At 40.4% G+C, this 21,766-nt stretch carries 19 protein-coding genes and 1 other annotated feature; of the genes, 7 read left to right on the top strand and 12 right to left on the bottom strand.

What is annotated here, in order from left to right; all coding sequences use genetic code 11:
* Positions 1–8: 8 nt before the first annotated feature.
* From FLK20_RS18825 to FLK20_RS18840, 4 genes are all read left to right on the top strand, one after another.
* Positions 9–1,910: a fructose-specific PTS transporter subunit EIIC gene (locus tag FLK20_RS18825; RefSeq protein WP_152658136.1), complete on the top strand. Its 1,902-nt coding sequence runs from the start codon at positions 9–11 to the stop codon at positions 1,908–1,910.
* Positions 1,907–2,845, top strand: a complete 939-nt coding sequence (gene lacD / locus FLK20_RS18830) for a tagatose-bisphosphate aldolase (RefSeq protein WP_152658137.1) — start codon at positions 1,907–1,909, stop codon at positions 2,843–2,845. The genes FLK20_RS18825 and lacD overlap by 4 nt, the downstream gene beginning before the upstream one ends.
* 238 nt (positions 2,846–3,083) lie before the next feature.
* Positions 3,084–3,575, top strand: coding sequence for a hypothetical protein (locus FLK20_RS18835; RefSeq protein ID WP_152658138.1), 492 nt, complete (start codon positions 3,084–3,086; stop codon positions 3,573–3,575).
* 177 nt (positions 3,576–3,752) lie between these two features.
* Positions 3,753–4,151 (top strand): (deoxy)nucleoside triphosphate pyrophosphohydrolase, encoded by a 399-nt coding sequence (locus FLK20_RS18840; RefSeq protein WP_152658139.1) that lies wholly within the window; start codon positions 3,753–3,755, stop codon positions 4,149–4,151.
* 79 nt (positions 4,152–4,230) lie between these two features.
* On the opposite strand, the gene FLK20_RS18845 is transcribed toward FLK20_RS18840, so the two are convergent.
* From FLK20_RS18845 to FLK20_RS18875, 7 genes are read right to left on the bottom strand one after another with little or no spacing between them, the layout of a single operon-like run.
* Entirely contained in the window at positions 4,231–5,076 is an 846-nt protein-coding gene (locus FLK20_RS18845) for an SDR family oxidoreductase (RefSeq protein WP_152658140.1), read from the bottom strand.
* 2 nt (positions 5,077–5,078) lie between these two features.
* Entirely contained in the window at positions 5,079–6,155 is a 1,077-nt protein-coding gene (uxuA, locus tag FLK20_RS18850; RefSeq protein ID WP_152658141.1) for a mannonate dehydratase, read from the bottom strand.
* A gap of 19 nt (positions 6,156–6,174) precedes the next feature.
* Positions 6,175–7,191, bottom strand: coding sequence for a zinc-binding alcohol dehydrogenase family protein (locus FLK20_RS18855; protein WP_152658142.1), 1,017 nt, complete (start codon positions 7,189–7,191; stop codon positions 6,175–6,177).
* Between the two features lie 15 nt (positions 7,192–7,206).
* Positions 7,207–8,481: a TRAP transporter large permease gene (locus FLK20_RS18860; protein WP_152658143.1), complete on the bottom strand. Its 1,275-nt coding sequence runs from the start codon at positions 8,479–8,481 to the stop codon at positions 7,207–7,209.
* Positions 8,478–8,966, bottom strand: a complete 489-nt coding sequence (locus tag FLK20_RS18865; protein ID WP_152658144.1) for a TRAP transporter small permease — start codon at positions 8,964–8,966, stop codon at positions 8,478–8,480. The genes FLK20_RS18860 and FLK20_RS18865 overlap by 4 nt, the downstream gene beginning before the upstream one ends.
* Positions 8,963–9,982: a TRAP transporter substrate-binding protein gene (locus tag FLK20_RS18870; protein ID WP_152658145.1), complete on the bottom strand. Its 1,020-nt coding sequence runs from the start codon at positions 9,980–9,982 to the stop codon at positions 8,963–8,965. Before FLK20_RS18870 ends, FLK20_RS18865 begins: the two co-directional genes overlap by 4 nt.
* Before the next feature lie 29 nt (positions 9,983–10,011).
* The gene (locus FLK20_RS18875; protein ID WP_152658146.1) at positions 10,012–10,686 is read right to left on the bottom strand and encodes a GntR family transcriptional regulator; all 675 of its coding nucleotides are present in this window, start codon (positions 10,684–10,686) and stop codon (positions 10,012–10,014) included.
* 96 nt (positions 10,687–10,782) lie between these two features.
* Between FLK20_RS18875 and allD the strand changes: the two genes are divergently transcribed.
* Positions 10,783–11,793 (top strand): ureidoglycolate dehydrogenase, encoded by a 1,011-nt coding sequence (gene allD / locus FLK20_RS18880; RefSeq protein ID WP_152658147.1) that lies wholly within the window; start codon positions 10,783–10,785, stop codon positions 11,791–11,793.
* 89 nt (positions 11,794–11,882) lie between these two features.
* Here allD and FLK20_RS18885 read toward each other — a convergent pair whose 3' ends face one another.
* The gene (locus FLK20_RS18885) at positions 11,883–13,097 is read right to left on the bottom strand and encodes an MFS transporter (protein ID WP_152658148.1); all 1,215 of its coding nucleotides are present in this window, start codon (positions 13,095–13,097) and stop codon (positions 11,883–11,885) included.
* 60 nt (positions 13,098–13,157) lie between these two features.
* Positions 13,158–13,414, bottom strand: a binding site (T-box leader).
* 170 nt (positions 13,415–13,584) lie between these two features.
* Between FLK20_RS18885 and FLK20_RS18890 the strand changes: the two genes are divergently transcribed.
* On the top strand, positions 13,585–14,547 hold the full coding sequence (locus FLK20_RS18890; protein WP_152658149.1) for an L-lactate dehydrogenase: 963 nt from the start codon (positions 13,585–13,587) through the stop codon (positions 14,545–14,547).
* Between the two features lie 540 nt (positions 14,548–15,087).
* Here the strand turns inward: FLK20_RS18890 and FLK20_RS18895 are convergent.
* The 3 genes from FLK20_RS18895 to FLK20_RS18905 all read right to left on the bottom strand — a co-directional run bounded on the left by FLK20_RS18895 (position 15,088) and on the right by FLK20_RS18905 (position 18,895).
* Positions 15,088–16,527 carry a four-carbon acid sugar kinase family protein gene (locus tag FLK20_RS18895; protein WP_152658150.1) on the bottom strand — a complete coding sequence of 480 codons (1,440 nt, stop codon included), beginning with the start codon at positions 16,525–16,527 and terminating at the stop codon, positions 15,088–15,090.
* A 1-nt stretch (position 16,528) separates the two neighbouring features.
* Positions 16,529–17,431, bottom strand: a complete 903-nt coding sequence (garR, locus tag FLK20_RS18900; protein ID WP_152658151.1) for a 2-hydroxy-3-oxopropionate reductase — start codon at positions 17,429–17,431, stop codon at positions 16,529–16,531.
* Between the two features lie 87 nt (positions 17,432–17,518).
* Entirely contained in the window at positions 17,519–18,895 is a 1,377-nt protein-coding gene (locus tag FLK20_RS18905) for a GntP family permease (RefSeq protein ID WP_152658152.1), read from the bottom strand.
* Between the two features lie 969 nt (positions 18,896–19,864).
* On the opposite strand from FLK20_RS18905, the gene FLK20_RS18910 reads away from it, so the two are divergent.
* Positions 19,865–20,479 (top strand): GntR family transcriptional regulator, encoded by a 615-nt coding sequence (locus tag FLK20_RS18910; protein ID WP_152658153.1) that lies wholly within the window; start codon positions 19,865–19,867, stop codon positions 20,477–20,479.
* Positions 20,480–20,819: 340 nt separating this feature from the next.
* On the opposite strand, the gene FLK20_RS18915 is transcribed toward FLK20_RS18910, so the two are convergent.
* Complete coding sequence (locus FLK20_RS18915; protein WP_152658154.1) at positions 20,820–21,587, bottom strand: 2OG-Fe dioxygenase family protein; 768 nt, start codon at positions 21,585–21,587, stop codon at positions 20,820–20,822.
* Positions 21,588–21,766: the final 179 nt, after the last annotated feature.

Genomic DNA, 21,766 nt, shown 5'->3' on the forward strand with positions numbered 1-21,766 from the left:
TGAAAATCATGACATATCGTTTTTTAGGCGTTACCGGCTGTCCAACAGGTATCGCGCATACGTTTATGGCTGCAGAAGCACTGGAGAAAGCTGCCGAAGAGAAAGGTGTTTCTATGAAGGTCGAAACCCATGGACAAAGAGGTACTGAAAACCAGTTCACTGCCCAGGAAATTAAAGATGCAGAGGTCATTATTATTGCTGCTGACAAAAACGTGGACATCGACCGGTTTCATGGTAAAAAAGTGATTAATGTTTCTGTTTCAAAAGGAATTAAAAACCCTAATGAATTGATTGACAGAGCCATCTCAGGAGATGTTGCTGTTTATAAAGGATCAGGTGAGGCAACAGCATCCAATAACGACAACAACGATCAGGGATCAGCCAATATCTGGCACCAGCTCTATGTGCATTTGATGAATGGTGTCAGCCACATGCTTCCCTTAGTTGTTGCCGGCGGGGTGATGATTGCTGTTTCCTTTATGTTTGGAATTTATTCAGCGGACCCTGAATCATCCCAGTATAATGTCATCGCCGAACAAATGAATACCATCGGCGGATTGGCTATGGGGCTGATGGTTCCGGTATTAAGTGCATATATCGCACAATCCATTGGTAACAGGCCCGGCCTTATCATCGGTTTTATTGTCGGTATGATTGCCGATACAAACGGTACAGGATTTTTAGGCGGAATTGTTGGTGGTTTCTTAGCCGGCGGTCTTGTTTTATTGCTCATGAAAGCATTAAAGAACCTGCCAAAATCACTTGACGGTTTAAAAGCAATTTTCTTAGTTCCTGTTCTCGGTATCTTTATCGGCGGATTCGCCATGTGGTATCTATCCGTTCCTATGGAAGCAATTAACCAGGGAATGATGAACTTCCTAAGCAGCTTCCAGGATTCTAATCCGCTCTTATTAGGATTGATTGTAGGTGTGATGAGTGCATTTGATATGGGCGGCCCGGTCAACAAGGCTGCTTATGTAACAGGTACAGCACTCCTGGCACAGGGTAATTTCTTATTTATGGCAGGTGTTTCTGCTGCATGTATCGTTCCGCCGCTGGCAACAGGTTTCTCTGTATTGTTCGCCCGCCGCCAGTATAGTCAGGCAGAAGCAAGTGCCGGCTATGTCAATTTCCTATTAGGATCAACGCATATTACAGAGGGAGCTATACCTTTTGCAGCCAAACGTCCGTTTACCATTATCCCAATTTTAATGGTCGGTTCTTCTATCGCTGCCATGCTGACGCATACGTTTAAAGTTGAAGTACCTGCACCACATGGCGGATTTATCGTGCTGCCCGTTGTTACACATGCTTTCTTATGGGTGCTGGCCATTCTAATCGGTGCCGTTATTTCAGGATTCCTGATGGCATTAGAACAAAAAAGACATCAACGGAAAAACAGTGCTGAACAAGCAGCTGCTGTGCCAGTGCAAAAAGAACAGCCTGCTTCAGAAGAGCAAGGAAGCCTTTTAGAGACAAATCAAATTCACCTGCAGCAAAAGCTAGGTTCTAAAGATGAAGTTCTGACATTTATAGCAGAAAAAGCGAAAGAATTAAATATTGCAGCAGATGCAGAAACAGTAGTAAGCGGACTGCAAAAAAGAGAATCAGAAGGCTCAACAGGTATGGAGAACGGCATTGCTATCCCGCATGTAAAGAGCGAGACGATTCAACAGGCCAAATTAATGGTCGTACAATTAGCAGAAGGTATCAATTGGCCTGCAATGGACGGAAAACCAACCGACTTCGTTATCAGTATTCTCGTGCCGGATGGAAGCAGCAGCGAACATTTAGATATCTTATCTGCTCTTTCCAGAAAATTGATGAATCAAGCATTTATTGACCAGCTAAAGGCTTCTCAATCCGAAGCTGAAATAAAAGAATTATTACTTGGAGGAGTTAAAAAATGAAAAGTTTAGATAAACTAATGAATGATCAGGGGATTATTTCCGCACTTGCTATTGACCAGCGCGGTGCATTAAAACGAATGATGGGAGAAGATATTTCCGGTGAGCAGATCTCCACTTTCAAGCAGCTTGTATCTGAAGAGCTTACTCCTTATGCTTCTTCTATCCTGCTTGATCCTGAATATGGATTGGCAGCAGCGCAGAAAAGAGATGCAAACTGCGGATTAATACTTGCTTATGAACAAACAGGCTACGACAAACAAGAGCCTGGGCGTTTCCCGGATTTAATTCCGAATTGCTCTGTGAAAAATCTGAAGGCTGAGGGCGCTGACGCCATTAAATTGCTCATCTATGTTGACGTAGATGAAAACAAAGAAATTAATGACGTCAAGGAAGCCTTTGTAGAGCGTGTCGGCAGTGAGTGTGTCGCTGAGGATATTCCATTGTTCTTAGAAATTCTCACCTATGACGATTCGATTGGTAATGAAAAAGGGTTAGAGTTTGCCAAAGTAAAACCGAAAAAAGTTATTGAAGCTATGAAACGCTACAGCGAACCAAGATTTAATGTAGATGTGTTAAAGGTCGAGGTTCCTGTCAATATGAACTTTGTGGAGGGCTATGCAGAAGGAGAAACAGCTCAAACCCGAGCAGAAGCAAAATCCCTTTTCAAAGAGCAGTCTGAAGCAACGAACCTGCCATTTATCTTTTTAAGCGCAGGAGTTACACCGGAATTATTTCAGGAAACATTGCGTTTTGCCAAAGAAGCAGAATCTTCTTTTAACGGTGTTCTCTGCGGCAGAGCAACCTGGAGCGGCGCAACATCCGAATTTAAAAATGTTGATGGCGAAGCTGCTGCTGCATGGCTGCAGACAGAAGGTATGAAAAATATTCAGGAATTAGATAAAGTGGTTCAAGCAACAGCTACATCTATTTCGTAATCAAGACAGAAAAGCTCCAGTTTCATACTGGGCTTTTTTTGCAATCTATCAACTTTTCTGCTGCATAAGTACGCGGTTTTCATAGGGCAATCGTAACGGGTCGCCTGAGGCTGTCTCCTAAAAACGTAGTGACAGCCTCAGGTTTTTAATCATATTCTTTCTACTTCTTATTCATAGTATGTTATCATTCCATTTGTTGCATGCTAATCATGGGACTATATTATAAGGAGCGAAATCCATGCCTAAAAAACACATCATTATCAGCAGTAGTATCCTTGCGTTTATTATTATTATTTTGCTCATAGCTATTTTCTTCTTTAAAATCTCCTTTACCTCCCTGCCGACAAACTTTCCAATTGTTTTAGCTGATGAGCTAAGCATCGATGGAGAACGAAGACATATTGATTCGATTACCATTACAAAGTCTGATTCCAGTCATAGGAATAGTGACGAGCCTGTACTTTCGGAGATCGGGGATGAAATTGTACTAAATCAATTGGATGACATTACCAGGGTACTTATTGAAGATGTGCGAATTTACAATGGCGGACGAATTACAAGCGACACGCAAGAATATACCATAGACATGAACCTTTCCGACGGTACAAATCTATATTTATACATCACAAACGAGTACATCCGAATTGTTCCACCGGATCAAAGTGGAAAATTATATAAGGTTTTAGATAAAGAAAATGCTGTCTATGCATATTTCCATTCCTTATTTTAATGAAAACTTGGCAAGCCCAGCCTGAAATTCAACAGGATTAATCGCCTTCGTTGCGATTATACTTTATTCCTTAAAACCTTTATACTTGTGGAACAAAAATAAAGCGAACTAGCCTGTAACCCTATAATCATGCTACTCTATATATAGATTAATTATCAGGGGCAGGAGGTTTTCAGATTGAAGGAAACAGTTCAAGTTGTTGCCGCGATTATAGAGAATAAGCATCATGAAATTTTATGTGCACTACGGTCCCAGCATATGTCTCTTCCAAATATGTGGGAACTCCCCGGCGGTAAGGTAAAAGACAAAGAAAATCTATTTACCGCATTAGAGCGTGAATTATATGAAGAAATGTCCTGCCGGATCCAAGCACAGGAAGTTTTTTATGAAAATGTACATGAATACAATACCTTTATTATCCAGCTTATAGCGATCAAAGCAAATTTAATTCAAGGTGTTCCGCAAAAAAGCGAACATGCCCAGCTTATCTGGCTGCAAAGAGAAAACCTGATCTCTCTACGCTGGGCTCCCGCCGATGTGCCAGTGGTTAAGGCACTTATGGATGAATTAAAATAAAAGAATCCTGCGTAAGAGCAGTCGAGGATGCACTTATGCAGGATTCTTTTTATGGTATTTTTTTAGCTATCACTGTTTATTAAACACCCGGATAAGCCATAAATCCACCATCAACGGGGACTGTAATTCCCGTTACAAACCCAGATGTATTGTCATCTGCCAGCCATAACAGAGTTCCCAATAAATCTTCCGGCTTTCCAAACCGCCGCTGTGGTGTATGGCTGATAATTTTCTCAGCACGCTCGGATAAAGAACCGTCTTCTTTGAGTAAAAGCCCCCGGTTCTGTTCTGTTAAGAAGAACCCCGGCGCAATAGCATTAACACGAATACCTGCTTCTGCAAAATGGACGGATAACCATTTGGTTAAATTATCAATACCTGCTTTTGCTGCGCTATATGCAGGAACTTTGGTCATTGGAGCCGGTGCCGCCATGGAGGAAATATTAATCACATTCCCACCGCATTCCGTCATATTTTTTGCAAACACTTGCGTTGGAATCAGTGAACCAACCAGATTCAAACGAAAAACATGGTCAAAGCCGCTCAATTGTAAATCGAAAAAGGATTTTAGAGAGGTATTTTCAATATCGCCTGCTTCAAACGTTTCCTTGTCTGTAATCGCATCTGGATGGTTTCCTCCTGCTCCATTAATCAACAGATCACATTCTCCTAATTCCTGCTTCACAACCTCATAGGCTTCCTTCACATTTTCTTCATTTAACACATCACAGGATACTGCAATCGCCGTACCGCCCTGTTTTTTTATTTCATCCGCTACCTTCTGTCCTTTCTCCACATTCCGATTCAAAATAGCGACTTTCATCCCTTGACGGGCAAGCTCCTTTGCCATCGCCTGACAAAGGACACCACTTCCGCCTGTAACAACAGCTATCTTTCCAGCTAACCCTTCATATGTTGGTAACAAAATTATTCACGCTCCTCTTTCTTTTTCACTAATTCATAAGCATCCCAAAGCCCCCACAGATGCATGATACCTAAAGCCCGGTCATATAATCCATAGCCAGGACGGCATTCCTCATTCCATAAATGTCTGCCATGATCCGGACGGGCATATCCTTCAAATCCATTTTCATGATATGCTTTGACAATATCGTCAATCGGTACCGAACCATCTTGCGTTCGATGGGATGTTTCAATAAAGTCTCCATTTTCATAGATTCGCACATTACGAATATGTGCAAAAGCAATACGGTCATGAAACCGGCGGATAATCGCAGGAATATCGTTATTTGGATTAGCACCCAAGGAACCGCTGCATAGCGTTAAGCAATGTGACGGGCTGTCAGAAATGGCTAAATATCTTTCGATTGCCTGCTCACTCGTAATAAGGCGAGGTAAGTTAAACACAGGCCAAGGCGGATCATCCGGATGAATCGCCAGCTTGATATCCACTTCCTCAGCAACAGGAAGCACTTCCCGCAGGAAATATTCCAAATTCGCCCATATCTGTTCTTCATCTACTTCTTCATAAGCCTTGAACGATTCCTTAATCGTTTTCAAACGCTCCGGCTCCCAGCCGGGCATCGTGTAGCCTGAATTGGTTATTTGCTTAATCAAATCATTCGGGTCCATGTTATCAACCTTTGCTTTTTCATAAAACAAAGCAGTGGAACCATCTTCTAATTCTTTATATAAATCGGTACGTGTCCAATCAAAAACCGGCATAAAATTAAAGCAGACTACCTTTGCCCCAGCCTTTGCAACATTTCGGATACTGGTTTTATAGTTTTCAATATATTCATCTCTTGTTGATTTTCCCAATTTAATATCTTCATGAACATTTATACTTTCTACAACATCCAGATGAAATCCGTAAGCATCCGCTTGCTTTTTGACTTCCATTATTTCTTCTTCCGGCCAAACTTCTCCTGCTGCACGGTGATGCAATGCCCAAACTAAACCGTCTACACCAGGAATTTGTTTAATTTGATCAAGCGAAACAGAATCATTATTCTCGCCGTACCATCGAAACGTCATTTGCATAGCCTGTCAACTCCTACAATTAAAATGTCAATACAATTTTCCTTACTTCCTCTGGATTACTTTCCAGTAAATCAAATGCATCCTTGATTTGCTCCATGGGATAGCGATGCGAGATAATCTGACTTGGATTCAGATTTCCTTTTTCCACTTTCTCAATAACACCCTTAAATTGATGTGTCTGCAACCTTGATCCAACTACCTTGAGTTCCTTTTTGGTTAAAAGTAATGAAGGAATGGAGGAGGCTTGTTCATTAAATCCTAATGTTACAACTGTTCCTGCAATCGATGCAAGCTCTACTGCCTGCTGAAAGGTCTGTGGTAACCCTACGGCATCAATGACCACATTTGCTAACTCCCCATCTGTCAATCTATCTATCTCTTCCGCGACATCGGCATCTTCGGGCTGAATAATGACATCCGCCCCAATAGAAGCAGCATAATCTAATCGAGTTTGATTAAAATCAGAGATAATTACTTTTGCACCATGTTCTTTAGCTAGTAGAAGACAAGCAATCCCTGTTGGGCCTGCACCGATAATAAATACGGTGTCACCTTCCCTCACCTCTCCTCTAAATGTAGCTTGTGCACCGATCGTTAAAGGTTCAATTAAAGCCGCAGCTTCTTCGGAAACATGCTCCGACACCTTATGCCAATTGTTTTCTTCAGCTATCAGCCATTCACTCATTCCGCCATCCCTGTGGACACCAAAAACCTCCAAGGATTTACAGACATTCGGCTGTCCCTTTCGACAAGCATAGCATTCTCCACAATAGACAATTGGTTCCAAAGCTACCAAATCTCCAACTTTCAGTGCAGTTACTGCTTCTCCAATCTCTTCAACAATACCGGAAACTTCATGACCGATAATTCGCGGATATACTGTGAATGGATTGCTGCCATGATAGATATGAACATCAGAACCGCAGATACCGACATTTTTCACCTTGACAATAACATCATGTGCTCCCTCCAAGGCTGGTTTACTTACTTCTACAATATCTAACTGACCAGGTTTTTCAACTTGTATTGCTTTCATATTTCAACACATCCTTTATTCAAATAGACTTGGTAAGAACAATGATAGAGAAGGTACAAATGCTACAATGATTAATACCAGTATCGCTATACCGAAGAATGGAAGTAATTCCTTCGTTGTTTTTGTTATTGGTACCTTAGCAAATGCTGAAGCTACAAATAGACAAACCCCTACAGGTGGTGTTGATAGTCCAATCATTAGCGATAATACCATTACGACACCAAAATGAATTGGATCCATTCCAACACTTGAAGCAACAGGAAGTAATACAGGGAACAAAATAACCAGCGCTGCAATTGTCTCCATAAACATTCCAACAAGCAAAAGTAATAAAATAATTAATAACGTGACAAAGATTGGATTATCTGTAATAGATAAAATTCCATCTGCGATAAGAAGCGGTACGCCCTCACTTACTAAAATCCAGCCAAACGTATTTGCAAATCCAACAAGTAAAAGAATAGATGCGGTAGAACGTAAGGTTGTTAGTAAGATAGCTGGTATTTCCTTTAACTTTAGTTCTTTATAAACAAATTTTCCAACAATAAAAGCATACACCACACAGACTACTGCTGCTTCTGTCGGCGTAAAATAACCGCCAAGGATTCCCCAGAGGATAATCACAACCATTAGTAATGCCCAAAATGCACCAAGAAAGGTTTTACCAATCACTGAAACCGGTTGTTTTTCTCCCTTTGGATATTGACGCTTCACGGAAATAGCGTAGGTCACAAGTAAAAATCCGATCGCTAATAACACACCTGGAATTGCTCCTGCTAAAAATAAATCCCCGATGGAAATACTAGCAAGTGTTCCAATAATAATCATTGGTAAGGAAGGTGGGAGCATTGGCCCTACTGTTGACGAAATTGACGTAACCGCAGCAGAAAACCCTGCACCATAACCTTGCTTCTTCATGGCTGGAATCATCACTGACCCTATACTCGCCGTATCAGACAAAGCTGTACCTGAAATACCAGCAAAACCCAATGAAGAGGCTACATTGGTTAAGCCTAAGCCGCCCCGTATATGACCAACGACCGCATTTGCAAAGTCAATAATCCGGTTGGTGATCCCGCCGGCATTCATTAAATTACCTGCTAAAATAAAGGCAGGAATCGCCAGCATGACAAAGGAATCCAATCCTGCAAACATAGTTTGCGGAATAACTGTCAAAGGAACTCCAGCGATCAGCAAGTAAACCAATGAAGACAGCACTAAACTGAATGCAATGGGGACACCGACTGCAATTAAAAATAAAAATAATCCAAAAAGTAATAAAGCCATCATACTTGCTCTTCCTCCTTCCTCTTCTGTTCTTCATCATGAAACTGATCCACGATATATACAATTGAATAAATAAACAATAAAATAGCCAGTAACGGAACTGCTGCATAAGCATATGCCATAGGAAATCCTAATGTAGGAGCATAAAAATCAGCGCCTAAGTTCATTAATTGAATCCCATAGACAAATAAAACAACGGAAAACACAAGAATGAGAGTAGAAATAACGCTTTCATAAACTCTTTGAACATGCTTAGGTAAAGCTTCGATCAGCATATCAACCCGAATAAATTCCTGCTTTCTCAACGCCAGTGGAGCTGCTGTAACAATAGAATAGACAAATAAATAACGGGACAGCTCTTCCGTCCATATGAAATCATACGGAAAATAACGGCTCAAGATTTGGATAATCACCACGAGCAGTAAAGCTGTGAATAGTGCCATTGTTATGATTCCAAGTATTTTATCAACCTTCTTCATCGCATTCATTCTTCACTACCCCCGTTCTCATCCGCAGCATCTAATATATCCAGGTACAGCTCTAATTGCTCATCTTCAAAATATTCTTCCAAAGCTGGCAGCATCGCCTCACGAAAAGCATCCTGATCAACATCCTCGTTGATTTCCATGCCTCGTTCCAGCAATCTTTCACGCACTGCTTCTGTTTCCTCTTCTAATAAATCCTGCGCATATTGCTCTGCTTCTGATGCAGCTTCTTTAACAGCTTCCTGCTGATCCTCCGGGAGCGCTTCCAATTGCTCTGTACCTACCACGACATAAATCCATGAACGAACATGCTCTGTTAAATTCAAATAGTTTTGTACCTCATAAAATCCGTTACTTTCAATTAAATCATTGGGATTTTCCTGGCCGTCAATCACGCCCTGCTGCAATCCAGTAAATACTTCATTCAAGCTAATGACTTGCGGCTGTGCCCCTGCCTCAGACCAGGAATCCAGAAACAACGGTACATTCGGCACACGCATACTGAATCCTCGTAAATCCTCTGGTGTGGAAATAGGATAATTGGAGGTCAAATTTCGAGGTGCACGTTCCATATAAAACAATGGCGTCAAACCAATATCACGTTCAATATCTTGCTCAATGATCCCCCCAAGCTCCCCTTCGATCACGCTGCGCATGTGCTCCTCACTTTCAAACGCATATGGCACCGCTAACATAACAGCATTAGGTGTCCAAACCTCTAACGTTTCCCCCGTAATCGTCAGATCCGTAGCACCATACCGGATGGAATTAATATTATCCACTTCGCTGCCAAGTTGACTATTAGGAAAAATTTCAATCAAAACCTTCCCATCTGTTTTTTCTTCCACCAGATTAGCAAACTCTACAGCTGTACGATGCCATAGATGACTCGCATCCGAAATATGTGTCATCTTCCAGTGCGTAACGCCATCTTCTTCTGCGGCAGAACCTTCATTAGATGAGCAACCGCTCAAAACAAGAAATGTAAATAAACCAAATACGAATAACTTTTTTAACATGATACTCTGCCCCTTCCTCTCATACTTTTTTAACTAAAATAATCTGGATAGTTCTCCCTTAATGCCTTTTGATCGTATATTAACAATGCCAAATGCTCTCGAATCAGCTCCTCAGCCTTTTCCTGATTCTTTTCCTTTATTGCCTCTACCATTGCCTCATGTTGATCAACTAGTTTTTCCCAATTAAATTTTAATGCCATGCTTAATTTCCGAAGTCGCATCGAGTGTGTGTCCATCCTTTGAATCACCTTCCATACACGCTGCTTGTCTGTTCCTTCTGCAAGCAGACGATGAAATTCCCTGTCCAGGACAAACAATGTGTTCTCATCATTTTCATCACGGGCTTTTTTTTGTTCCTTCAGGTTTTGTTCCAATTGTTCCAAATGTTTTTCTGAGAAGACCTCACAAGCCAGACGAATAATTCCTACTTCCGCTTGTTCCCGTAAAAAACGCGCTTCTTCTACATGATCTAAATCGATCAAAGCAACAAAAGATCCTCTTTGCGGCAGTACCGTTAAAAGCTCATCCTCCGTTAATCTCAGGAAAGCCTCTCTAACTGGCGTGCGGCTGACCTCTAATTCCTCAGCAACCTCTTTCTCAGAAATCGCTGTGCCCGGTGGCAATTCCAAATCCATAATCGATTCTCGCAATGTATCATAAACAAAATCTCTCGTTGAATGTTTAAATTTAGTACGATTTAACATTTTCTTAACTCCTTTCTGAAATTCATTCTACCACACTACCATACAAGTATGCTAGTATAAATTTAAGCGTTTGCATAAAAAGGAGGAGAAATTTTTATGATTTCGAGAAAAGAGTTACTGGATACAACTAAACAAATCTTTATAAAGTATGGTGTGGCAGAGGATGCCGCTGATGCTATTGCGGATGTACTTGTTCATGCAAATCTGAGAGGTGTAGATTCTCATGGCGTTTTAAGAGTAGAGCATTATATTAAACGAATTCAAGCCGGCGGAATTAATCCAGCGGCACAGCTGCAAGTAACGGAAACCTCTCCTTCGACCAGCATTGTAGATGGAGATAACGGATTTGGACATTATATTTCGAAAACAGCCATGGATATCGCCATCAACCAAGCGAAAGAAGCAGGGACTGGAGCTGTGGCAGTAAAGAATAGCAGTCATTGCGGTGCCTTATCTTATTTTGTTGAACAAGCCGCACAGCATCATTTAATCGGTATTGCAATGACGCACACGGATAAAATCGTTGTTCCTTTTGGCGGATCAGAGCCCTTCTTCGGCACGAATCCAATTGCTTTTGGCTTTCCGGCAAAGAAGGAAGAACCAATCATATTAGACTTTGCCACAAGTACCGTAGCATTGGGAAAAATTTTAAATGCAAAAGAAAAAGGAGAAAGCATCCCGCATGGCTGGGGAGTTGACGAAAGCGGGGAGTCTACCCATGACCCAGATAAAGTAGTAGCGTTATCACCCTTTGGCGGGCCAAAAGGATACGGTCTGGCCATGGTTGTTGAAATATTCTCCGCCATGCTGACTGGAGCAGCTTTTGGACCGCATGTTTCCAAAATGTACGGAGAATATGATAAAAATCGGGAGTTAGGACACTTCTTTATGGCAATCGATCCAGCAAAATTTGTTTCCGTTGATGTATTTACCGCTCGTCTTGATCAAATGATTCGGGAATTAAGAGAAACTTCTCCAGGTCCGAATGTGGAAAGAATCTATGTTCCCGGAGAAATAGAAATGATAAATGCACAAAAAAGAGAAAAAGAAGGTATTCCGTTGCCAGATTCCGTCCTTGCATATTTAAAGAAAGAAGTTGAAAAATAAGTTAAAGCGTATCAGGTTAATCATTTATATAGAGGGAATAAAAACAGCCTTTCCCTCTATACTGATTTTCGTCATCACCTTTCATATTTTCAATTACCTTGATAATATTTTCGATAATTCCTCCTTTGTATTATAAAATAAAAGCCCATTCCCAATCCTAAAAACAAGAAAGAACCCACTATATAAACCAGTCTAATGTCCATTAACTCAGCAGCTATTCCAATCGCTAATGTCAATAAAACAATAAAAGCCGCTTCCACCATACCAAAAACCGCAGAAAAACGTCCCATAATCTCCACAGGAATATTATTCTGATAAAAGGTCAGAAAGCCTGTGTTGGCAAAGGAAAGTGCAAAGGTTAATAGAAAAAAACCGATTGCTGCTGTTCGAAAATCTGTTGAGAAAGCAAAAATCAAATAACCAGCAGGAGTAAGTATAACCCCAAGCCCCATCAGCACATTGATTTTTAAAAGCTTAGCAAATAAAGCATTAATCAAAGATCCCGCTACAATTCCTGCGCCTGCAATACTAACCAAAAAGCTATAGGTGCTTTCATCCAATAACAGGACCTCCATCGCAAAAGCAGCCTCCAACGAGTCTAGCCCAGTCATGAAAACTGTTACGCCACCAAATAAAATATAAATCAAGGTAATATATTTATGATTACCACCATACGCAAGAATCCTCTTCCAATCCGAAATGACTGACTGCATATTCATACTATCGTGTACCTTAACTTGCCCATGCAGGTCAGGAAGAAAAAGAATAATTATGGCAGAGATACATAATGCTACAGCATTCATAAATATAGCAAAGGAAGGACTGCCCATCATAAATAATGCTCCTGCAACAGACGGTCCCAAAATAAATCCGCAAGAATTGATAAAGTTACGGAGTGCATTGAACCGCTGTCTATCTCTTTTAGGGATCAGCTTCGTCATATAGACAACAGATGCCGGCTCAAACATTGCGCTGGCTACATTAACGCCAAATACTAAAATATAGATAAGCAATAATGAGTCTAGAAAAGGAAGAATAAAAATAAGTCCCGCCCGAAATACGTCCAGGCTAACCATCATATGCTTTTGATTCAAACGGTCAATCAATGAGCCTGCCCAAAAATTAGTGAACATTGCTGCCAAGGGAATCAGAATATACAGTACAGAAACAGCAAGCGGAGAGCCTGTCATTTCTAAAATAATTAAATTTAATGCAATCAGGTATACCCATGCTCCTAAATTAGATACACCAATCCCCGTTAATAGTAATGAGGTGTTTTTCCACCTTTCCCAAGTTCCTTCCATCAAATCTCTCCTCTCTTTTTTTTAAATAAAAAAAGCCCTCATCCTCAAAGTTATTTAAACTTTGAGGACGGGACTTCTTATATCACAGAAGGTCGTGGTACCACCTCATTCTGTTTCTGCATCACTGCAAAAACCTCTATAAGCAACAGAATCAATCATTGCTTTTCTCGATAACGGAAGAACCGGCACATCATCATTCAATAATCCGATGTGCAGCTTCGAGGCTTGGTTCCATATAGTTCCACACACTCCTTCTCAGCTTCTGGAGTTCTCTGTTATGCTTCCCTTATATGTACTCTTCTCTTCAACGCTTTTAATAGCATATATCTAGAGTTTAGAAATATTATACATGTTCCCACTAAAAAGACAAGTATTATTTCATCCTTCTATATCCGAAACAGCCAAGAAACTATTGACTTATATTGTGATATAATTCACAATGTAAGTAAGAAATAATTTTCATACTACTTGAAGGATGTGTTTTGAAATGAAAGCAAATGATAACAAAGTAAATCGCGTCGTATTAATCGGATCCGGCTCCGTTGGTGTCAGCTATGCATTTTCACTCATAAACCAGGGGATTACAGAAGAGTTAGCTATTATTGATTTATTTGCAGATAAAGCTCTTGGCGATGTATGGGACCTGAACCACGGGAAAGCTTTTGCACCTGCTCCGACCAATGTTTGGCTGGGCGAATATCAGGACTGTAAAGACGCAGATATTGTTTGCATTTGCGCCGGAGCGAATCAAAAGCCGGGTGAAACACGTTTAGACCTTGTAGAAAAAAACATGAAAATATTTAAAGGCATTGTTCATGATGTGATGGACAGCGGTTTTGATGGCATCTTCCTCATTGCAACAAATCCTGTAGATGTCTTGACACAAGCCGTTATTGAATTCAGCGGCCTGCCTGCCCATCGTGTCATCGGCAGCGGAACAACATTAGACTCTGCCCGCCTTCGCTATAAGCTTGGAGAATATTTCGACATCTCACCAAAAGCTGTACATGCTTATATTATTGGTGAACATGGCGATACAGAGCTTCCCCTTTGGAGCCGGGCAACCGTAGGCCCAGTACCGCTTGATACGTATTTGAAAAATCATGAAGGCTATAAGACAGAAGATCTTGACCAGATCTTTGAAGAGGTTCGGGATGCAGCTTATCATATTATTGAGAAAAAAGGCGCAACCTTCTATGGGATTGCAATGAGTTTAGCACGAATCACAGAAGCTATCCTAAGAAATGAAAATATTGTTTTGACAACGAGCAGTTATTTACAAGGACAATATGGTGTAGAAGATGTATGTATTGGCGTTCCATCCATCATTAACCGCTCCGGCATCCGTGAAATCATTGAAGTGCCGATGAATGAGGAGGAACAGGAAAAGTTCAACCATAGTGTGCAAACGTTAAAATCTATTTATGAACCTGCTATGAAGCGTTTATAAATAAGTAATGTGAAACAGGATTTACGATCACTTGTTCGTTCTATCGGATTTATGATACAATAAAAAAGTGTGCAGCACACAAGTTTACTTGCGTGTTTCGCATGCAAAACCCTCCTGGAAGGGAGGTGCACTCTCAAGTGAACAGAAAGAAGCGTAAGCAAGAAAAACTACGTGAGAACCAACGTAGAAGAAAGGATATAATGGAAGGCCTAATCAACCTTTGTAAAATTATATCCCACATCAAAGACTGGTTTTCCTAGTTTTTTCCGCCATGTAATGTTGCATGGCGGTTTTTTTGTTTTATACTTGTTATAACAAAAGAAAAAGAGCTGGTAATCAGTCAGCTCTTTTTCACACTCTCAAGTGATTCGCGTAAGTCTTTCTTTACACCCTTATTCTAATCCAAGAGGGTATCATCTGTCAATGCAATACCTTTGGTTTTTAAAAGAACAAAGGTATAATATAGTATACCCGTTATACAAAAATGTATGCATTGATTTTTCATTTTAGATGATATTTTTTGAGCTTAGCATAATTTTTTTATGCCTTCCCTTCTAAAACAGCAACAACATCTTTTAATGTTTCTGGTTGCCCCACATTTCCCGGAAAGATAATATACGCAGAATTTGGAAATTTACTCTCTGATCCTGTCCTCCAAACTGGAATCCCCGGTTTTACCTGTCCTGCAACTTCTGCTCTTTTTACAGATAAACCTTCCGTACCAATACTGCTGGAGGTAATTCCTCCTTTGGCAACGATATAGCTCGGCTGCACCGCCAGATCCTTTACAATGCTCGTTACAGCATCAGAGATTTTAACAGACTGCTTTAGTTCTTCTTCTCTTTTGTTTTCACCCAGATCAAGACGCTCTCTGCGTGTATAGTAAACGACAGATTGACCATTTTTAATGGCTTTTTCACAAGCAAGGCGAACCCGCTCTGTTTCTTTTTTAAACTTTTCTTCATCCTGAACGAGGTGCACATCAAATTCAATTCCCTGTACTAGTCCACTATCTAATAAATGCTGCAACTGCTCCGTTGTCTTTTTCACATGCGAACCAACTGCTACTAAACCGCCGTTTTCTCTGCTTTTAGAAATAAGCATCTCTTCTCTCGTTAATAAAGGCTTGTCGCTAATTCCACCGAGCACTTTTGTTAAAGCCGCGGCACTGCGGCAAATAAAATACTTACCGGCACGAGTAGCTTGAATAAATGCGGTAGCAAAAACCTCCACATCCTCATAGCCGGCTGCATTGACAACAATTTTTTGAAAGTCCTTTGCCGCAAGCAGTTGTTTCTTAATTTTATCTACTTCCTGATTGCGTAAATCTTCTAAGGAAATATAGATCGTATTTTCTTTTGTATAACGTCCATTTGTTTTTTCCTCTACCCATTCTCCAAGGTCTGAAGCAGTAAAGCCAAAGGTTCTATCCTTCGCAAATTCGGTCTGTCCAGCCGGAACTAAGACATCCCCATCTTGTACATAGTGAATATTATTAATCGTAAACCTGCCGCCCTCTTTAAAAAATGGAATAATCACTTCCCCGTCAAAAGAGGCTGCTCCTTTCTCTTCAATAGTCTGTCTGAGCACCTCTGTTTCTAATGGATAATGCCCGCGCATGGTAGAATCTGAACGGCTGATTAGCATATAAGGAATACCTTTCTCTTCAGATACAGCTTGTACACGATCAGCAATATCTGTATGACAGCGAATGGTTTCCTGCTCTGTAAAGCCGCGTGAATTTGTTAAAATGAAAAACATACTCTCTTCTTCATTAAATCCGGCCTCAATCGATTTTTTATCCCAATTTGTATACACAGATACGCCGTGTACTGTCTGGATTCCTGTTGGATCATCATCGAGAACAACAATTTTATAAGGAGAATCCGCTAATTCTGCTTGCAGCGCAGATCGTGTTTGCTCTCTATCGACTTCTTTGATCTTGCTCAAAGCCTCTTTTGCATTTAGCGTTTCTGCCATCTTACTCCACTCCCTCTCTTTTCACTGTTACATTTGCTAATTTTTCATAGTGCTGCACAATACTCGCATGATCCAATGCTTCTTTGCCATCGCTGGCTAAGGAGTGGAAAATCTCCAATAGTTGACTGGACAGCGGCAGTGGCACATGCAAATCATGGGCAGTGTCCATCACATTTGTAATATCTTTCATATTAATATCTATACGCCCACCAGCGACAAAATTACGATCAAGCATCATCGGCGCCTTCGCATCAAGAACCGCACTTCCAGCCAACCCTCCGCGGATAGCCTGATACATCTTCTCTACATCAATACCCGCTTTGGCCGCCAGCGTAACCGCCTCGGATACAGCTGCAATATTCAAATTAACAATAATCTGATTAGCTAACTTCGCTGTTGAACCACAACCAGAATCACCAACTAAAACCACATTATTTCCCATTGCTTCTAAGACCGGCTTTACATTTTCAAAATCGGATGACTCCCCGCCCACCATGATAGCAAGTGTTCCATCGATGGCTCCAGGCTCTCCACCGCTTACCGGAGCATCTAAGAAGGAAATCCCATGCTCTTTTGCATCAAGGGATAATTGCTTCGACTCTGCCGGTTGTACAGAGCTCATATCCACGATAACTGTCCCTTGTTTCGCTCCTTCTACCACACCACCCGGACCAAAAAGAGCTGCCCGAACATGCTCTCCTTTAGGAAGCATTGTAATAATCACATCACTATTTTCTGCTGCTTCTTTTCCCGATATCGCTGGTATCGCACCTTCCTCAGCAATAGCTTTCACAGCCTCCTGATTCAAGTCGAAAGCAGTTACCTGGAATCCTGCTTTTAATAGATTCCTTGTCATCGGCATTCCCATAATTCCTAATCCAATAAATCCAATACTTTTTTTCATATTTTTTATCCACCTTTTCCTCTGAAATTTAAACGTACAAGAGGGCTGTTGACATGAAAGCATCAACAACCTCTCTCCGTTATATTATTAAAGACCTGGTAAGAAACCAGAAATGGCACTCAATAGATGTACCATCACCAGTGCTGTCACACCGGCTGCAAATCCACCTAAGCTCCATACACGAATGGTTTCCGGGACAGATAAGCGTCCAAATTTATTTACTACCCAGAAGCCGGAATCATTTGGTAAGGATAGACCAATACCACCTGCAGCAATTGCAAGTCCTAACAGAACCGGCGATGCACCTAAGTCTGCCGCTAATGGCCCTAAAATCGTTGATGTTGTAACTAACGCCACAGTTGCACTTCCTAAGGAGGCCCTTAAAATCTGCGCAAAAATAAATCCTAAAATGAGTGCAGGCATCTGAAGCCCTGTCATCAAATCTACAAGTAAATCTCCCAAACCAGTTTGCTGAACAACCTGTCCAAAAGCTCCACCAGCACCGGTAATTAATAAAACCATTCCTGAAGAATCAAATGCCTCTTTCATGACTGTGCTTGTTTTCTCTTTAATATACGGACTTAATACAAAAGTAGCAACAATGACACTGATAAGTAATGCACTGTTTTTATCACCGATGACAGCAAAAACTTTTCCGAGCAAAGCTTCTGGATTGTCACTGAGGATAACGTTATTAACAACTGTATTAGATAGAATCAATACAATTGGTAAAGCAAGCATCGCATAAGCTAACCAAGTTGGAATTTCCTTGCGGTCTGGATCTCTTTCTGCTTTCGCGTTCTCCTTTAGTTCCTCCTTTGCATCATCTAAACGATTTCCATTAGGAATTCGACTTCCGATTATTTTTCCATAGATGACTCCGCCGACAAGCGTTGCCGGAATCGCTACGAGTAACCCATATAAGAAGAAAACACCAATATCGACACCCATTTGGTCAGCAACAACTAATGGACCCGGTGTTGGAATAATTAAACTGTGAGACACAATCAGCCCAATAGATAAAATTGCTACTAATGTCGCTAAAGAAATCTTTGTCCGTAATGACAAGCTATACACCAATTTATGCAGAATAATAAATGCAGCATCAAAAAATACCGGAATAGCAACAGTTGTTGATGTTGCAGCAAGTGCGTACGGTGAATTTTTTACGCCAAAAGTTTTCAGCATGGAGCTGGCAATCTTTTCTATTGCACCCGAAGCAGCTAAAAATTGACCAAAAATAATCCCTAAGCCAATTAGAATCCCTACACCGGCAAGCGTATTACCAAAGCCTGTCGCGATAACGCCAGGCACCTCATTAGCCGGAATAGTTGAAACTAGACCAATCCCAATCGCAACAACTAATAATGCAATAAAAGCATCCCATTTAAAACGAATAATCAGTACAAACAGAATTACTAAAGCAATAATAAACCCAATAATTAATCCATTACCCGTCAACATATTTTATCTTCCCCTCTATTGTTTGCTCTCTTACTTCCCGATCTCTTCCCTGCTGAATAAAACCTTCACCGTTAAAGCGTTTTCATAGCGAATATGTTTTATCCTTTTAAAATCAGTCTGCCCACTGTTTAAAAAGTCAAATTTTCCTTCCTTCTGTAACTTCTCAGGGAAGAACAAAATGCGATGCTAAACCTCTACAGCTTGGTTACCCATGCTGAGCATGCCGTTATCAGTGAATATGCATTTACTTATAGGACTGGGACTGCAATTACGCATCCAGCCAAAAACATTTACAAAACTTTTATCTTCTCTTTCCCCGTAACGGAATTCTTTATTTATAAACTAAATTCTATTTGCAAACGATTTCTTTTTTGGCCATTTAAAAATTTTTAACAGCTGCTCCTCCTCTCCGGTTTCATACCCGTTATACAACTACTTGATTTTTATAAAAGGTAGCCTAAGACCGTAGTTATATTACTTCAAAGCCCTATTTCATCAGGAAATCCCTTTAAAAATACGACTCTCACAAATCACTTAAAAATTATTCTAGCATGATAATTAGCCATTTACAACAAAATGTATACAATTTATTATTTTTAGTATACATTTTTAGAAAACGGTTACAAATAATTTTCTTACCCGCTGCTAAAATTTATAAAAGAAAATACAGAAAGGTGTGATGAGAGAAATAAGCTGCTGGTCAGCGTGACTTTCTTTAAATTTAGCATTTTTTATTAAAAGAGGAGAATCCACTACAAGAATCCTTTCCATTTGTACAAATAGAAAATATGTTGCTTTAAAACCTCTTTTGATATAATTATCAATAGAGGTTTTTTATTAGACATAAAATATCCTTTTCGCGGTTCATAGTACCCTGCCGATTCTCATGTTTCTTCTAAAACAGGAGAGAAAAACCATTAAGAGAACGAAATAAATCATTTTACTTAAGTGAATAAGGAGAACTTGAAAATGACCAAGAAAGCAAAAACTGCTCAAATTTATGCCTATGAAACAATTAGAGACCGTATTTTACAAGGCAAATATGAAGGACAAACAAAACTCATAGAAGATAAATTAGCAAAAGAATTACAAATTAGCCGCACACCTGTCAGAGAAGCTATCCGGCGTCTGGAGCAGGAAGGTTTAATAAAAAACAAGCGTATCTTGCAGCCTTCCCCTACAGATATTCGCCATATGTTCGAGATGCGTATCCTTATTGAGGGGTATGCTGCTTCAAAAGCCGCTAAATTCATGGTTCCGGATAATATTGCCATCATACGTTCAGCCATTGAAAAAGCCAAGCAGGCTGAGGACCCTGAAGAAATTATTCACTTTAATAAGCAGTTCCACGATTATATTGTCAAAGAATCCCGCAACCCTATTATGATTGAGACGGTCGATCGTATGCAGGCAATTATCTATATGTTTAGCCATACTGTTGTTTTTCATAACAGACCTTTCTTACTGGATGAACACAGCAATATTTGTGACGCTATTGAAAGACATGCCCCGGAGGAAGCAAGTAAGCTGATGCAAGAGCATTTACAGGCTGATTTAGAGTTTGTATTAAATATAGCAGAGTAACCGGCGACAAAAACAGTGAACTAGCATTCATCTATAGCCCCTATCACATACCATTTTTTATAGGGGCTTTGTTTTCTGATGACTCCCACATCTAAAGAAACGGGCTTTCTTATTCGGAGACCTTGCAGAAGAACAGCCCACTCTTCCTGACGACTCACCGTCATTCAAATGGACTGTCCTTTGACACTTTTATCGCAGTGTAACCGGCTGGGACTGGGACTGCGATTACTCGCCCCATCGAAGAGCTTTTGTAAGACTCCCACTTCAAGAATAGAGAAAGATCAAAAATTCTAAGTGGGGATGAAAAGCCCCCCACTGAATGAAGTTTCACTTTATCTGCTTATTTATCATCCACATCTGCTACAACCGTCTGCTGATAATCAATGAGGATCACAGACCGTACACCCGCTTCATCAGCATCTCCTTTTTCAATCGGGCTGACATAATGAGAAACAGCGGAATCCTTTACACCATATGATTCCAATGGCTTTGTTATTTCAAAAACCTCTATCACATCATCCTGATCAACCGTATCAAAATTTTCCCCGGCTGCTTTTGGAAAACCGATAGCATTCGTACCCCCTTTGACATTCTCTCTTTTCATTAAATGAGCAAAGGTAAACGGTTCTCCATCCTGATGAAAACAATTCGGTGAAGAAACAGCTTGATCCGAATCATTTTCTACATAAAGCTTTACAAAATGTACACCAACGTGGATCGGCATAATCCTGTCTTCTTCCTTCCAAAACGTTTCATGGTAATCAAACAGAATAATTTTTTCTAATAGTTTATTCGCCTGTATTTCTTTATCTATACAAGGAAACTCCCGGTAAGAGCCTGGATACTCCGGATTAAATTTCCCTTGGAAGTATGCGGAATATTCCTTCTCATTTTTCATTAATGTCGGCAGCCATCCCACCTTACCAGAGGTTGGCAGCACCAGTGCACGCGAATATCTTCTATAACGATTTAACTCTTTCGCGTATTCATCTATAGGAAGATCATCGAAATAGTCTAATAAAGCTTGATAATCCGCTTCTATTCCTTCATAGGCTAATTGCCGCATCAAATCATACCGCGCATAACCTTTATCTTTTAAATAACTCATCTTTCCTGCTCCTTTATCATGTAAACTTCTTGTTTTCCAAATAAACTTGGTCCCAAAGAATGATGATTCCAAATTATCATTTTAGATGATTTGAATTGAAAAAACAAATGGAACAGAAAATGTAATTATCCCTTGTGATTATATTTTTCATGGCAAATAGTTTAATACTATGAAACATC

Source organism: Oceanobacillus sp. CFH 90083, from assembly GCF_009389585.1.
Taxonomy (GTDB): Bacteria; Bacillota; Bacilli; order Bacillales; family Amphibacillaceae; genus Oceanobacillus.